Origin of the sequence: Nocardia ninae NBRC 108245 (genome assembly GCF_007990755.1) — a bacterium.
Classification (GTDB): Bacteria; Actinomycetota; Actinomycetes; order Mycobacteriales; family Mycobacteriaceae; genus Nocardia; species Nocardia ninae.
The window spans coordinates 187,419-202,364 of record NZ_BJXA01000002.1 but is presented as its reverse complement, the minus strand read 5'-3'; the positions used below and the strand labels follow the sequence as shown (position 1 = coordinate 202,364).

At 68.2% G+C, this 14,946-nt stretch carries 13 protein-coding genes and 1 pseudogene; 4 read left to right on the top strand and 10 right to left on the bottom strand.

What is annotated here, in order from left to right; genetic code table 11:
- Window positions 1–56: 56 nt before the first annotated feature.
- Complete coding sequence (locus tag NN4_RS02990) at window positions 57–656, bottom strand: ABC transporter permease (protein ID WP_147128387.1); 600 nt, start codon at window positions 654–656, stop codon at window positions 57–59.
- 54 nt (window positions 657–710) lie between these two features.
- The gene (locus NN4_RS02985) at window positions 711–1,766 is read right to left on the bottom strand and encodes a medium chain dehydrogenase/reductase family protein (protein WP_147128386.1); all 1,056 of its coding nucleotides are present in this window, start codon (window positions 1,764–1,766) and stop codon (window positions 711–713) included.
- A gap of 108 nt (window positions 1,767–1,874) precedes the next feature.
- On the opposite strand from NN4_RS02985, the gene NN4_RS02980 reads away from it, so the two are divergent.
- Window positions 1,875–2,516 carry a TetR/AcrR family transcriptional regulator gene (locus NN4_RS02980; protein ID WP_147128385.1) on the top strand — a complete coding sequence of 214 codons (642 nt, stop codon included), beginning with the start codon at window positions 1,875–1,877 and terminating at the stop codon, window positions 2,514–2,516.
- On the opposite strand, the gene NN4_RS02975 is transcribed toward NN4_RS02980, so the two are convergent.
- The 3 genes from NN4_RS02975 to NN4_RS02965 form a co-directional block, all read right to left on the bottom strand.
- Window positions 2,503–3,018, bottom strand: a complete 516-nt coding sequence (locus NN4_RS02975; protein WP_147128384.1) for a hypothetical protein — start codon at window positions 3,016–3,018, stop codon at window positions 2,503–2,505. The two genes, NN4_RS02980 and NN4_RS02975, sit on opposite strands and share 14 nt — an antisense overlap.
- Window positions 3,019–3,381: 363 nt before the next feature.
- Window positions 3,382–5,043 (bottom strand): protein-arginine deiminase domain-containing protein, encoded by a 1,662-nt coding sequence (locus NN4_RS02970; protein WP_186818236.1) that lies wholly within the window; start codon window positions 5,041–5,043, stop codon window positions 3,382–3,384.
- A gap of 192 nt (window positions 5,044–5,235) precedes the next feature.
- Window positions 5,236–6,195: an acyl-ACP desaturase gene (locus tag NN4_RS02965; protein ID WP_147128382.1), complete on the bottom strand. Its 960-nt coding sequence runs from the start codon at window positions 6,193–6,195 to the stop codon at window positions 5,236–5,238.
- A 245-nt stretch (window positions 6,196–6,440) separates the two neighbouring features.
- Between NN4_RS02965 and NN4_RS02960 the strand changes: the two genes are divergently transcribed.
- Window positions 6,441–7,430 carry an Acg family FMN-binding oxidoreductase gene (locus tag NN4_RS02960; protein ID WP_186818235.1) on the top strand — a complete coding sequence of 330 codons (990 nt, stop codon included), beginning with the start codon at window positions 6,441–6,443 and terminating at the stop codon, window positions 7,428–7,430.
- Between the two features lie 180 nt (window positions 7,431–7,610).
- On the opposite strand, the gene NN4_RS02955 is transcribed toward NN4_RS02960, so the two are convergent.
- From NN4_RS02955 to NN4_RS02935, 5 genes and pseudogenes are all read right to left on the bottom strand, one after another.
- Entirely contained in the window at window positions 7,611–8,099 is a 489-nt protein-coding gene (locus NN4_RS02955; protein WP_147128381.1) for an SRPBCC family protein, read from the bottom strand.
- Window positions 8,096–8,416: pseudogene (locus NN4_RS02950) on the bottom strand (ArsR/SmtB family transcription factor); the annotation flags it as partial. The gene NN4_RS02955 and the pseudogene NN4_RS02950, both read right to left, overlap by 4 nt.
- A gap of 100 nt (window positions 8,417–8,516) precedes the next feature.
- Complete coding sequence (locus NN4_RS02945; RefSeq protein WP_147128379.1) at window positions 8,517–9,416, bottom strand: universal stress protein; 900 nt, start codon at window positions 9,414–9,416, stop codon at window positions 8,517–8,519.
- A gap of 66 nt (window positions 9,417–9,482) precedes the next feature.
- Window positions 9,483–11,186 (bottom strand): SulP family inorganic anion transporter, encoded by a 1,704-nt coding sequence (locus tag NN4_RS02940; protein ID WP_246180678.1) that lies wholly within the window; start codon window positions 11,184–11,186, stop codon window positions 9,483–9,485.
- A gap of 206 nt (window positions 11,187–11,392) precedes the next feature.
- Window positions 11,393–12,205, bottom strand: coding sequence for a nitroreductase family protein (locus tag NN4_RS02935; RefSeq protein WP_186818234.1), 813 nt, complete (start codon window positions 12,203–12,205; stop codon window positions 11,393–11,395).
- 258 nt (window positions 12,206–12,463) lie between these two features.
- Here NN4_RS02935 and NN4_RS02930 point away from each other — a divergent pair, with 258 nt between their 5' ends.
- Window positions 12,464–13,126 carry a response regulator gene (locus NN4_RS02930; protein ID WP_147128377.1) on the top strand — a complete coding sequence of 221 codons (663 nt, stop codon included), beginning with the start codon at window positions 12,464–12,466 and terminating at the stop codon, window positions 13,124–13,126.
- A 64-nt stretch (window positions 13,127–13,190) separates the two neighbouring features.
- Window positions 13,191–14,936 (top strand): GAF domain-containing sensor histidine kinase, encoded by a 1,746-nt coding sequence (locus tag NN4_RS02925; RefSeq protein ID WP_147128376.1) that lies wholly within the window; start codon window positions 13,191–13,193, stop codon window positions 14,934–14,936.
- Window positions 14,937–14,946 lie beyond the last annotated feature (10 nt).

Sequence of the window (14,946 nt, the reverse complement as noted above, 5' to 3'; positions counted from 1 at the left end):
TCGGCTGACTACATGGCTCAACCCCCGGACAGGTGCCGGGGGTTGGCGTGTGGCGGTCAGCGGAGGCCGCGGCGGCGGAACTCGAGGACGGTGGCCACCGCGTAGCCGCCGCCACCGGCGACCGCGAGGATCCCGAAGAAGCCGGGGACGCTGAAAAACAGTGCGGCGGTGGAGCTCAGCGCGAGCCAACCGCCGAGACCGTAGTGCAGCACGTTGCGGCGCGCGGCGCCTTCGCCCAGGTAGAGCAGGCCGACGACAAGCCCGGAGCCGGCGGGCCAGAGGAAGGTTTGCAGTTCGGGCACGGCCAGTGTGGACGAGAGGCCGGTGATGGCCAGGATCAGCGCCCCGAAACCCACACCCCAGGACAGGCCGAGGAGTTTTCCGCCGAGCACCTCGGCCTTGTCGGCGCCGCGCTGGGCGTGCAGGGCGGCGCGGGTGGCGCACACGGTGCCGATCAGGAAACCGAGACCCAGCAGCGTCATCGGCAACCACCCGGGCAGGGCGACCAGCGGGCTGTCGCCGCGGGAGAGCGCGGCGGCACCGTGGCCCAGGACGTAGGCGAGTCCGAAGCTGATGTAGGTGGCTCGGTTGTCGACGTCACCGCTGCGGGTGACGGCGGGGATGGCGGGGATCGAGGTGGCGACATAGGTGGTCATGGCTGAAGCCTTCGAGGTGTCGGTGCGGGTACGCACGAAGTGGAGAGGTGGGATTCAGGAGTGGCGGGTATCCGGCACGATGACGACCTTGCCCGCGACGGTGCGTGACTCCGCCAGCGCCAAGGCCGAACTTGCTTCGGAGAGTGGGAATTCCGCGGCGATCTGCGGGGTCAGCACGCCGTCGGCGAGCAGCCGCAGCACCTGGGTGAGGTCTTCGCGCAGCCGGCTACGGAAGGCGTCGCGGCGGCGCTGGCCCGCCCACAGGTTGTAGAAGCGCGCGCTCTTACCGTTGGGCAGCAGGTTCCACATCAGCAACCGCGGGAACAGCTTCAGCACCGGCAGCTGCGAATTGCCGTCCACGTCTTTCGTCGACGCGGTGCCGTAGGAGACCAGCGTTCCGCCGCGGCGCAGCAGCCGCCACGACTCGACCACCCCCGCACCGCCGACGTGGTCGAACACCGCGTCGACGCCGTCGGGCGCGAGTTCCCTTATCCGGCGGTACATTTCGGGGTCGCGGTAGTCGACCGGACGCACGCCCTGCTCGAGCAGGGCCGGGTGATGCCGTGGCGCAGCCGTGCCGATCACCGTGATCCCGGCATGGCGGGCCAGTTGCACGAGCGTGGAGCCGACACCACCGTTGGCGCCTAGCACAACAATCGTTGCGCCGGAACGCACCTCGGCCGAACGGTGCAGCAGCTGCCACGCCGTGAGGCCGTTGACCACCACGGTCTCGGCGGCGGCCGGGGTCACGCCGTCCGGCACCGCCACCAGATCCGCGGCATCGACGAGCAGGGCGCTGGCCCAGGCACCGACCTTGGTGACCGCGGCGAACCGGCGTCCGATCAGCGCCGCGTCCACGCCGGGGCCGGTCGCGGTGACGGTGCCGACCACGTCGTAGCCGGGCACGAAGGGGAACGGCGGCTGGTCGAAGTACTTGCCGCGGCGCATCTGCTGCTCGGCGAACGAGACGCCCGTCGCCTCCATGCCGAGCACGACCTGACCGGCGCCGGGTGCGGCGAGGCCGCGACGGGTGACCTGCAAGCCGTCGGGCTCGACCTTGCCCGGCAGGACGACCACGGTGACGGTGGTGGTGACGGTGCTGTTTTCCATGAGATGGTCCATTCCGGATCGGTTGAGCTAACAGATGTAAGGCTACGGCTGTAAGTCGACATTGCGCAAGAGATAACAGCTGTAAGTTTTGTGATGTAAGCTGACGGCATGGGAAAGAACGAGGTCGCGACCCCTGTCCGCACACGCAACCCCCGCGGCGAGGGCGCTCGATTGCGCGACGAGATCGTGACGGCCGCGGTCGCACTGCTCGACGAAACCGGCGAGGAAAGCGCAATCACCTTGCGATCGGTCGCGCGCCGCGCCGGGATCGCGGCCCCTTCGATCTACCGCCACTTCCCCGACCAGCCGGCCATCATGCTGGCCGTGGTGCAGAACGCCTTCGCCGAGCTGGACGAGCGATTGCGCACCGCCAGGGATGCGGCGGGCAAGACGCCGCGCGAGCGATTGCTGGCCGTCTGTTACGGCTATCTGGATTTCGCGCGTGACCGTCCGGGGCGCTACCGCACCATGTTCGGCGGACTGTGGGTGCCCGATCTGGACGAGTCCTCGGTGACCGCGGCCGACGTGGCCACCCTCGGTCAGACGAGCATGCAACTGCTCGCCGATGGCCTCGCGGACTGTGTCAGCGCTGGCGACGCCACCAGCGACGACCCCACCGCGGACGCCGTCGCGCTCTGGCTCGGCCTGCACGGGCTCGCCCACCAGCAGGCCGCCGCACCCTCTTTTCCGTGGCCGGCCGATATCGCGGAGCGAGTCGTCAACACGCTGGCGCACTTCACCGAGCGGTAGGTTCGGCCCGTCGAACGGGCCGGTAATACGCGGCAAGTAGCCCCAGCCAGACGACCGTGAGGATGCTGGCGGGATACAGGAACGGCCGGGGCAGGTAGTGGCTGCCGAAGCTGTACAGCGCGAGCCAGCTGCCGACGATCACCCCGGCAATCCGCACCGCCTTCGATTCGGCGAGCAGCGACGCCGCGATCATCCACACGCCGGCGAGAACGTGCCCGCCCAGCCGGATCGGCCACGTGATGTCCTCGGGTACCTCGTTGATCACCAGAACACCGGTGACCACATCGATGACGATCCAGCCGTAACCCGCTGCCCTGGCCCATTCCGGGGCGTCCATCCGCGCGATGAGCACGAGAATCGCGAGATGGAACAGGATGCCCGGATACTCGGCCCAGACGGCTCCCGGCGCGACCGCGAAGCTGACGAGCGGCGGGAGGAAGAACACGATCGGCAGTATCGCCGAGGTACGGAACGGCACGAGTTCCCGGTCTGCGGTGAGCATTACGTCTCCAGGGGTGGTGCGGCATGCGCGGTGCGGTGGCGGGGCGGGAATCGGTCCGCCGGTCTCGGGCCAGGTTCGAGGGATTGGTGCCTGGCGAGCGATAACCGAGACCGGCGGACCTCTGCGGTGATCGGCCGTGCCACCCGACAGCGACAACGGAGGGCAGTCCGTGCGGCTGATCGCCGGGCTCTAATGCTAAGTGGCAGTGTGTAATCGGGCGTATCCCCCGACAAGCTGTTCTTTCCGGCCGATCGGCTGGGGCCTGCGGGCTCATGACGGGTGGCCGGTCGGGATGGGTACGTACTGTCGTCTTGCCATGCACTCATCGTCACGGGGGCAGCGCACTGTTCGCGTCGGTAGTTTTCACCTAGTCGACGGACTACCGAGCTGCCGCATGACGTTCGTCCCGCAGTGGATCTCGCCGCCACCCAGGTGCAGCGCCTCCCACTCGTCGATGTAGTGCACCGAAACTCCGGCCGACCGGTACGCCTCGGTCACCGCGGCTTCGAACACGTCCCGTCCGTCGACGATCGGGCCCCACTGCCGCGCCGAGATGTAGTTCGTCGCGTTCATCAGCACGCCATTGACCGCGCCCGGGTAGAAGCTCGTCAGCGCGTCCGGTGCTTCTGGTATGTCGCCGCCTTTGTAAAGACCTGGAATGCGCACGAACTCCTCGGGTTTCAGCCCGGACTCCTGGTGCAGCCGCGCGACGTTCGCTTCGATCTTCTGCGCCGCGCGTTCGTTGTCGGCGACGAATTTCTGGTCCGCCAGGATGTCGTCGATGGTCCGATCGGAGACGCCAGGGCGGGAGAACGCCGGCGCGCTGCCGTGCCCGGCTCGTTGCTGATCACGCAGGACCTGAAGACCGCGCCGGGGATCGGTGACCGCGGGCCGCCACCCGCGACCGGAAGCCGTCGGCAAGAACTGAACGAATTCGTCGACGTGCCCGACGATCAGCCATGAGGCGTCCAGTATCACCGGCGGCTGAATCTGCTGGGCGTTGAAGAACTTTTGCAATTCCACACTTGTCGCGGCCGGGTTGTCCACGTTTCCGGTGCCGATGATTACCCGACCTGCCGGAAACTCGCGTCCCGCGTGCGTGTGCGGCGGTATCGTCTCGACATTTCCGAACCCGTCCACGTGGTCGCTACCGACTCCGCCGAGTTGAATCGCTCCCACACCCGGACCCCTGAGGTCGAAGACCGCACGGCCGCCTTCCCGTTCGGGTTGCGGGGAACGGATCGCGATGCGCATCGAAATACTCTTGCCGCCCCGGCCGGGCATCGACACATAGCCGAACTCCAGGAAGTCCTGGCCCCAGGTGTCGGTGGTATTCAGCCGGACCAGCGGCGCGTTCAACCCACTGGCGCGCGCCGCCGAAGCCAATTCGCCTACGAACCGGGCATGGCTTTCGTCGTCACCGCTCTCGGACACCAGCAGTGTCTCCACGCTCTGGTTGTGATGATGAAGGACAACCGGCGCCACGCGAAGGGCGACCTCATCGGTGACCGTCCGATTACCGCGCTGGACCGTAAAACGAACGGTCACAGACCCATCCCACACCGTCCGATCACGCACGACATCCCGCGAATCGATCCCGAGAGTCGCGCCATGCCGGAGTTCGGATTCGGTCAGCGCCGCGCCCGGCCCCAGCATTACCCACGCGTCGGCGCGTTTCACGAATATCCGGATCTTCTCGGCCCCGATCCCCACCGCCGCCACCCGCCCGGTCGCCCCCTCGGCGGCCCGCCCGAAAGGCATGGTCACCATCGGCGCCAGATAATCAGGTGCACGCGCCACATCATCGGCCGCATCATGACAGCCCGCGAGCTCATCGTCGGAAACTTGGCTGCTACTCGACGGGCACCGCCGCGCCACGTCCCCGATATTCGGCAACAGCACAGCGCCGTACTCCGCTGTCCACTTGCCCTTCTCGATCCGACCGCCGACATCGTTGCCGTCGACAACGCCGTCCCGATTACTGTCGGCCCGAATATCCGCGACAAAACTGTCCGCCGCCGACACCGCGCACCCACCCAGAACCAACGCGGAAACGCCCGCGAGCAGCCAAATCCTACGAACGCGCTTTCTCGAAAAGGCCATATCCACGCCGATTTACGCTACGCACGACCTCGACCCCACCACCTCCCCCAAAGGTCCGGAATGCACTGCCGACAGCCTGCCGATTACCGCCGACCGGCTGGCCGTTCCGCCGACTCAGGCTCGCGCGCGCTCGCGGGCGAGCGAACGGTCGCGCTGCTCTTCGAATTTCGGGATTTTCACCGTCGCCAGGTCGTCGAGGTAGGTGGCGAGGCGCTCGCGGATCTGCTCGCCGCGGGCGGTGAAGTCGCTGCGGCCGAAGATGTTCCATTGCCGGAGCACCGGCGAGAGCACGTCCTCGAGGTGCTGGCGCAGGTCGTAGACGCCGTGCTTGGCCATCAGCACGCCATTGCGCCGGAAGTTCGGCATGCCCGCGCCGGGCATCTGGAAGTTCCGGACGATCGCGTCGATGGCCTCGATCGCCTGGTCCGGGACCAGGTCGAGGGCCGCGCCGCAGATGGTGCGGTAGAAGATCATGTGCAGGTTCTCGTCGGCGGCGATGCGCTGCAACATCCGGTCGGCGACCGGGTCTTGGCAGACCCGGCTGGTGTTGCGGTGGGTGACGCGGGTGGCCAGCTCCTGAAAGCTCACGTAGGCAACGGAATGCAGGAAGCCCGCGCCGCTGGCGACGTCGGCCGCGGTGGCGCCGGAGGCGAAACCGCTGGTCATGTGGATCATCCGGGCCTGCTCGAGCGCGACCGGGTCGACGCCGCGGGTCACCACCAGGTAGTCCCGGATCACTGTGCTGTGCCGCATCTCCTCCGCGGTCCAGCGGCCGACCCAGGTGCCCCAGGCGCCGTCGCGGGAGAAGTTCTCGGCGATCTCGCGGTGATAGGAGGGCAGGTTGTCCTCGGTGAGCAGGTTCGTCACCATCGCGGCCTTGGCGACCTCGCTGAGCCGCGATTGCCCGGCCTCCCAATCGATCCCGCCCAACTCCGCGAAATTGCGGCCTTCGTCCCACGGCACGTAGTCGTGCGGCTGCCAGTCCTTGGTCATCGACAGGTGCCGGTGCACACAGTCCTCGGCCATCGGTTCGAGGTCGGTCAGGATTTCGCGTTGTGTCAGATCGCGCGGCAACAGTGTTCCCTACCCTTCGCTTCGATGAATGCGGCGGAATACCCTCGACTCGATTGGCTTCCGGCGGCTCCCATGTCACCACCGCGCGCCGTGGGCGGGCAGGGCCGAAGGTCCCGAGGCCATAGGGTCCGATTGCCTCGTAAGGACCTCGCCGGCCGCACCCGCCGGAACTGGGGCCGGAGGTCCCCGGATCAGCTGCGCAAAGGCCATATCGGCGGCACCGGGACCCGGACGAAACTCGCGATATGACCGACAGAGATCCCGAGGTGCCGGACCACCCGACCATGCTGGCGGCGATGCGGCTGGCTTGTCGCGCGCCGTCGGTGCACAACACGCAGCCGTGGCGCTGGGTGTTCGACGGAACCCGCCTGCGCCTCTACATCGACACCGACCGCCAACTACTGGCCACCGATCCCCGCGGGCGCCAGCAGCTGATCAGCTGCGGCGCGGGGCTACACCATCTGCGCAGCGCCTTCGCCGCCTACCACTGGCACACCGACACGGTGCGCCTGCCCGACCCCGCTCAGCCGCAGCACCTGGCGACCATCGAGTTCCGGCCGTGGCCCGACCCGCCCGACGGGATCCGCGTCCGCACCGAGGCGATCGACCGCCGGTACACCGATCGGCTGCCGATGCTCGCGCCGCAACGCTGGGACGACATCGTGCACTCCTTGCGAAAGCTGGTGTCGCCGCACGAGATCGAGCTCGACGTGCTCGACGAGAGCGCGCGAGCACGGCTGACGACCGCGTCGGCACAGTCGGCCGCGTTACGCCGCTACGACATGCAGTACCAGGCCGAATTGCAGTGGTGGACCGGGCATCACGAGATGCCGGAGGGCATCCCACCGCCGTCCATGGTCTCCGATGCCGAGTTCGCCCGGGTGGGGGTCGGGCGGGCGTTTCCGCCGGTGCCGCATTCGATGCGCCGCGCCGAGATCGAGGACCGTGCACGATTGGTCGTGCTCAGCTCGACCGGCGACTCAGCCATGCAGTGGCTGCACACGGGCGAAGCGTTGTCGGTGGTGCTGCTCGAGTGCACGGCCGCCGGGCTGCACACCTGCGCCCTCACCCACGTCACCGAGGTTCCCGCCGGCCGCCGACTGCTCTCAGGCCTCACTGCCCGTGACGGGCTGTCGCAGGTCGTCATTCGCATCGGCACGGCACCGGATGACCACGAACCGCCCCCGACGCCGCGGCGCCCACTGACCGACGTGTTCACCACGCGACGTGGATGAACGTGCATCCCGCTTCCGAAGACCTTGGTCCGGTGGCCACGGGACCAAGGACCCTGACCGGACGGATCGCGGACAGGCACGCTGATCGAGCGGGCCGCGGCAAGCCGCCCAGCCGCGGCCCGCTCCACCGATCAGTGCATGCGCATACCGGCGCGAGTGGTCAGCACACGGCGTAGCCGGTCAGCCTCGAGCCGCCCGATCGACAACCTCGACGTATTGCTGCAAATAGTGCGGCCAGCCACCGTCACCGCCGGCACCGGCCCGCACGGCCGCCGACCCGTCACCGTGGCGATCGATATGCCGGTGTTCGAGCTCGACGCGGGTACGGTCCGCACCCTCGGCGGTGAACCGGACCTCCACCTCGCTGGTCTTGTCCGGGTCGGTCTCGATTTCCCAGCGCCCGTTGATATCCCAGCTGAACACCACCCGATTCGGCGGCTCGTAGGCCAGCACCCGCGCCCACCGGCATACGCTGCCGTCCTCGCCCCGGTCATAGATGTGCCCGCCGACGTGCGGCTCGAACACCGTCTCGGCGATCGGGACCGCCAGCAGATTGTGCTCGCGCGGCTTTATCGCGTCGAAGCGCTCTGTGAACAGCGCGAACGCACGCTCCAACGGTGCGTTGACGACGATCTGCAACTGCACCGGTTCGACTTCGGTCTGGGTCATGACTTCTCCTGATCTTCTTCGACTACCTGTTGATATGTCGCGAGGGCTCGACTCCAGAACCGGTCGAGTTGCGCACGCAGCGCGCCCATCCCGTCCGGATTCAACTGGTAGATCCGGCGCGTACCGACGGCCCGATCCAGCACCAGCCCCGCATCTTTGAGCACCTTCAAATGCTGGGAAACCGCAGGGCGGCTGATCGGCAACGCCCGCGCGAGCTCACCGACCGCCTGTGGCTTCTCGGCCAGGCGCTCCAAAATCGTGCGCCGCATCCGATCGGCGAGCGCACCCCATTCATCTCCTGCTTGGTAAGTCTCTACGAACCGTAAGTCTCCACTTACCGAAGAGAACTGTCAAGGCTCCGACAGAACAGCAAAAGCGCGGGGCCGAATGCTCTCGACCCCGCGCCCGGCGGTGCGGTCAGCGTTCGCGCACGACGATCATCGGCGCCTCGACCGAGTGCAGCAGTGCGTTGCTGGTCGAGCCCAGGACCATGCTGGCGAATCCGCCGCGTCCGTGGCTGCCGACGACAACCAGCTGGGCGTTCGACGATTCCTCGAGCAAGGATCGAACAGGCCTGTCGGCCACCACGATTCGGCGCACGGCGACATCGGGATAACGGTCGGCGTAGCCCGCGAGGCTCTCCGCGAGCACAGCCTCCGCGGATTGTTGCGCGGCATCCCAGCCCGCGACCGGCAGATCGAAACCACTGGTGTCACTCCAGGCATGCAACGCGGTCAGCCCGACCTTACGCCGCGACGCCTCCTCGAACGCCAGCTCCACCGCGGGCACGCTGTTGTCGGTGCCATCGACACCCACCAGCACCGGCTGGGACGCCGACACGGCATCGATCGCCGCATTCCCGTGGATGACCGCGACCGGGCAATGCGCATGGTGAGTGGTGGCGGTGCTGACCGAACCCAGCAGCCCACGCTGGAACGCACCGATCCCCCGGCTGCCGACCACCAGCATCCGCGCCTGCGCCGAACGCTCGATCAACATCGGGATGACCAGCTCGAACGACACCTCACTGGTGATACGCGGCGCCGCGCCCGGCGCCGCCGTGCGGGCCACTCTGCCGGCCTCGGTGAGGATTCGCTCCCCGTCGACACGCAACCAGTCCAGATCCGTCTCCCCCAACCCCAGACCGGGCCCGAAGCCGGGCTGGATCGCCATCGAGGTGAGCAGGTGCAGCCGGCAGTTGTGCAGCACGGCTTCGACCGCCGCCCACGCCGCGGCCTGATACGAGCTCGCGGACCCGTCGACGGCGACCAGGATCGTCGGTTCTTGCGTTGCGTTCGAGGGACTTTCGGCTGCCATGGTCTGTCCTTTCGGAGGGTCCGCCATCGACTTCGAGCATCGCGCTGTCACCGGCGGAGAACAAGGTCACCTATCGGGCGACCTCTTCTCGCGGTCCGCCTCGTAGGCGGCCACCGCGGTGGGCAGGGTCGGATAGAGGTGGTGTTCCCCGATCGCGGCGGTCAACCCGAAGGCGTCCAGGTCGTCGCGCAGATCCCGCTTCACCCTGGCCATCGCGAAGACGATGTCCCGCGCGGCCAGGTCGGCTCGGAGCTGTTCGACGGCGTCGAGGGCGGTGAGGTCGACCTCCACGTTGGCTTCGACGTTGAGCACGAACCAGCGCACCGGCTCGCCGCCGTGCTCGGCCGACCAATCGACCGCCGCGAGCGCCCCGCGGTGCAGGTCCTCGGCGTTGGCGAAGCACAGGGGGGCGTCGTAGCGGTAGATCACCAGTCCCGGAACGGGTTTCGCGCCGGGGTAGTCGTCGATGTCGTGCATGCCCGCCAATCCCGGCACGAAGCCGAGGACGGCATCGTGCGCGCGGGCGATGCGACGCAGCAGGTCGAACGTCGACAGCGCGATCGCCACCAGCACGCCGTAGAGCACGCCGAGGGCCAGCACGGCCGCGACGGTGCCCAGCGCGAGAACCAGCTCGCTGCGCCGGAATCGGGCGATCCGCCGGAACTCGGCCACATCGATCAGCCGCAACGCCGCGTAGATGACCAAGGCTCCCAACGCCGCCGACGGGAACGCCGCGAGGACGTCGCGCGCACCGAGCAGCACCGCGAGCACACTGCCCAGCGCGACAACGGAATACAGCTGCGTGCGCGCGCCCATCGCATCCGCGATCGTGGTCCGGCTGCCGCTGCAACTCACCGGGAACCCGTGCAGCACCCCGGCCGCCACATTGGTCGCGCCGAGCGCGGCAAGTTCGGTGTTCGCCTCGACGCGATAGCCGTTACGTGCGGCGAAAGCCCTTGCGGTGAGCGCATTGTCGGAGAAGCCGACTACCGCAATGCCGACAGCCGGCAGAATAAGCGCCGCCACATCGGCCATCGCGACCGCGGACAGGCCCGGTACCGGAATGCCCGCAGGGATCGTCCCGACGACCCGAATGCCATAGCGCTGCAACGAGAACACCGCAACTACCCCGGTGGCGAGCAGCACCGCCAGCAGCGGGCCCGGCACCCGCGGCGCACGCCAGGCCAGGACCAACAGCCCGCTCAACACCGCCGCCGCGAGCACGCTGGTCGGCCAGTGCCACTGGTCCAGCTGGGTTACGAACGAACGCAGCTGCGCGATAATGGATTCCCCACTCACCGGCACCCCGCTGACGCGCCCGAGCTGACCGGCGATCATCATCCCCGCAGTACCCGCCAGATATCCGATCAGCACCGGCCTGGACAGCAGATCCGCCAGCACCCCCAACCGCGCGACCGCGGCGAGCAGACACACCCCGCCGACCAGCAATGCCAGCACCGCCGCCAGCGCGGCATACCGCTCGGGATCGCCGAGGGCCAGCGGAGCCAGCGCAACTGCGGTGAGCAACGCGGTCGTCGACTCGGGCCCCACCGACAGCTGCCGCGAAGTAGCCAGCAGCGTATACACGGCCAGCGGCCCGAGCACCGCCCACAACCCGACCACCGGCGGCAACCCCGCGACAGTCGCGTACGCCATCACCTGCGGAACGAGATACGCGGCCACGGTGATACCAGCGACCACGTCGGACCTGAGCCACGCCCGCTGGTAGCCATCGAATTGCCGGAGACCCGGCAGAAAACGTGCCAACACTGTCTCAGCATTGTGCCCTCCCCAGAACGATGCGGGGGCCAAGTGCGGGAGGTCCTGCACGCTGTGTCGCGTCGGCACCCGGACGCCCACGAGCGTGACGGTGGCTGCCATCGCCGGACCTGTCGGGCACGGTACCGGCGGCTGCGGGCCGTGATACTCCAGCGTGGAATCGCGCGCACGCCGACGCCGTACTGCTTCCAGCACATTCAGCAGGGACCCGCGTGACTGCTGCGGCACACCCAGCTTCGCGCGTCCTCGCGAGTCGGCTCCGGCGATCCGGTGCCGGTCGGTGCCCAGCCGATGCGGACTACGGCCTGGGGGTGGGCGGTGCCGTCGAGCACGCCGGTGCGGACGGTGCGGCGCAGTTCCGGGGTTTCGAGGGGGTGGGTGAGCAGAGAGGTGGCGAGACCGATGTTGGTGGCGGTCAGCAGGACTGCGCTCAGGGCCTCGCCGGCACGCAGCCGGGAGGTTCGGTCGTCGGCGGGTGTTCCGATGACAAGCAACTCGGCGAAATCAGGGTTCGGTGTTCGGTCGCTCGGCTCGGTCACCTGTTCGCGGGCCGGATCGGCGGCTCGGCGCACTAGTGCCCCCAGGGCGGTGGCGCGTTCGGTTACCAAGCCTAGACAGCCGGGTGGGATCGGTAGGGAGGTGAAGTGCCGGTCGTCGGTGCGCCTGCGTGAAATAGCCGCGCTCAGTGCGATTTCCACCGGCGTCGGGCGATGACGTAGCAGCCGCACCGACGCCAGGTGGTTGGGCTGGGCGGGGTTCGGCAGTCGACGGACCACCGCGGACCAGCCGAGTGCCGCGAGTGCGACGCGCAAATGATGCAGGGACGCACCACAACTCAGCACCGGCCCGCGCTGATCGGGATCGGCCGCCCATGCCGGATCGAGGTAGAGATGGATGGAGCGACTGCCGATCTGCCAGCGCCACGGCTGGGTGTCGGCGACCGACGGCGCTCGCGCCGCGAGCGCCAATGCGGTCTCGAGGGTGGTGCTGTCGGGCAATCCGTAATCCATGTCGCGTGCCTCCGTCTCCTGTCGACCCACCGTCGCACCGGCGTATCGGCCCGGGTAAGGGGAAGACGGCCCTTGCCCGTAGGACTTCCGACGCCGATCGCCCGGCGCGCGGGCCCTCGATGTCGCGATCTACGGCGGCGCCGAGAATGAGGTCACGAATCTCGACTTCGACCGACCTCGATGCGTCAAGGGACTTAGGTCCTCAGAACAGGGTCCAACTCCGTCGCCCCGCGCCCGGCTGCTCCGTAACCTGGAGGAATGCCGGAGTTGCCCACGATCAAGGTGTTCCTGGTCGACGACCACGAAATCGTCCGCCGCGGCGTCGGCGACCTCATCGGTCTCGAGCCCGACCTCGAAGTGATCGGTGAGGCAGGCACGTTCTCCCAGGCCCTGGCCCGCATTCCCGCGCTGCGCCCCGACGTGGTGGTGCTGGATGTGCGACTACCCGACGGCAACGGCATCGAACTGTGCCGCGAACTGCTCTCCGCGAACCCGGACCTGCGCTGCCTGATCCTCACCTCGTTCACCGACGAGCAGGCCATGCTCAACGCCATCCTCGCCGGGGCCAGCGGCTACGTCGTCAAAGACATCAAGAGCCTCGAACTCATCGAAGCCATCCGCGAGGTCGGCGCCGGTAAATCCCTGCTGGACAACCGCGCCGCCGCCGCGTTGATGGCCAAGCTCCGCTCGGAGGCCGAGGCGAAGACCGGCCCGCTCGCCAGCCTGACCGACCAGGAACGCGTGCTGCTCGCCCTGCTCGGCGAGGGCCTCACCAACCGGCAGATCGCGGGCCGGATGTTCCTGGCCGAGAAGACGGTGAAGAACTACGTCTCCCGTTTGCTGACCAAACTCGGCGTCGAACGCCGCACCCAAGCCGCCGTCCTGGCCTCCAAGCTGAACCAGCCGGACCGGGAGCGGTAAGCCGCCTGACTCGCACACCCGGCGGGAAGAATTCGAAACCTCCGAGCGTGAAAGAATCCTGGGTATGGATAGCGAGCCGCCTGTCACAGCCGCCGGCGGCCGCACGCCGGTGACCGAAACGCTGTCGCAGCTCCGGCTGCGTGAGCTGCTGATCGAAGTCCAGGACCGGATCGCCCAGATCGTCGACGTCCGCGACCAGATGGACCGGCTCATCGAGGCCATGCTGGTGATCACCGCCGGACTCGACCTCGACAACACCCTGCGCTCGATCGTGCACACCGCCATCGAACTAGTCGACGCAGGCTACGGCGCGCTCGGCGTCCGCGAAACCGACAAGGCGAGTTTGCAGCTGTCGGAGTTCGTCTACGAGGGCATCGATGACCGCACCCGCGTGATGATCGGCGACCTGCCGCGCGGCCACGGCGTCCTCGGCGTGCTGATCGAACAGCCGAAACCCATTCGGCTGGCGAATCTTTCGGATCACCCGTCCTCGGTGGGGTTCCCCGCGCACCATCCGCCGATGAGCACCTTTCTCGGCGTCCCGGTCCAGGTCCGCGACGAGGTCTTCGGCAATCTCTACCTCACCGAGAAGGCCGGTGGTCAAGAGTTCACCGAGGACGACGAGGTCGTCGTGCAGGCACTCGCCGCGGCCGCGGGCATCGCCATCGAGAACGCCCGCCTCTACGAGCAGTCCCGGCAGCGGCAGCAGTGGCTCGAGGCGACCCGCGATGTGGCCACCGAACTGCTGGCGGGCGGCGAACCGAACGAGGTCCTGACGCTGGTCGCCGACCGCGCGTTGACGCTCACCGAGTCGTCGTGCACCTTCCTCGCCCTGCCCGAGGACCCGGACATTCCGCAGGACGAGGTGACCGAGTTGGTGGTGGTCGCCGCTGCGGGCACCGGCGCGGAAAAGCTACTCGGACAACGGATCCCGGTTGACGACTCACATTCCGGCGCTGCGTTCCGAGATGGACACACCGCCGCGGTCGACCGGCTCGCCTACACCGACCTCTTCGACTCCACCGCCACTTTCGGTCCGGCCCTTGTCCTTCCGTTGCGCGCGGGCCAGTCGGTCATCGGCGTGCTCACCACCTTGCGGCCCACCGGCGCACCGCCACTGGACACGGCGGCGCAGTCGATGATGGCCGCGATCGCCGATCAGGCGGCGCTGGCGCTGCAACTGTCGGACAACCAGCGCCAGCGCCGCGAACTCGACGTACTCTCCGACCGCGACCGCATCGCCCGCGGCCTGCACGACCACGTCATCCAGCGCCTCTTCGCCGTCGGCCTGTCCCTGCAGGGCACCGCGCAGCGAGCCCGAGCACCCGAGGTCAAGTCCCGCCTCTTCGAAACCATCGACGACGTGCAGGCGATCGTGCAGGACATCCGCCACTCCATCTTCGATCTGCAGAGCAACACCACCGCCGACTCCTCGAAATACCGAAAACACTTGCACGGCATCATCGTCGACATGACCGCCGACACCGGCCTGCGCACCACCGTGCGCCTGGCCGGACCGGTCACCGTCCTCGCCCCACCCCTGTCCGACGACGTCGAAGCCGTCCTACGCGAAGCGGTCAGCAACGTCGTCCGGCACGCCTCCGCCACCACCGTCGCGGTCGAACTCAAGATCCGCGACGACGTCACCATCGAGGTCACCGACGACGGCACCGGCGTCCCCGCCGACAACACCCGCCGCAGCGGCCTCGCCAACCTCGCCGCCCGCGCCGAACAGGCAGGCGGCACCTTCCGCATCGACCACAAACCCGGCGGCGGCACCGTGCTGCGCTGGTCCGCACCGCTGCCTTGACGCCGTACCG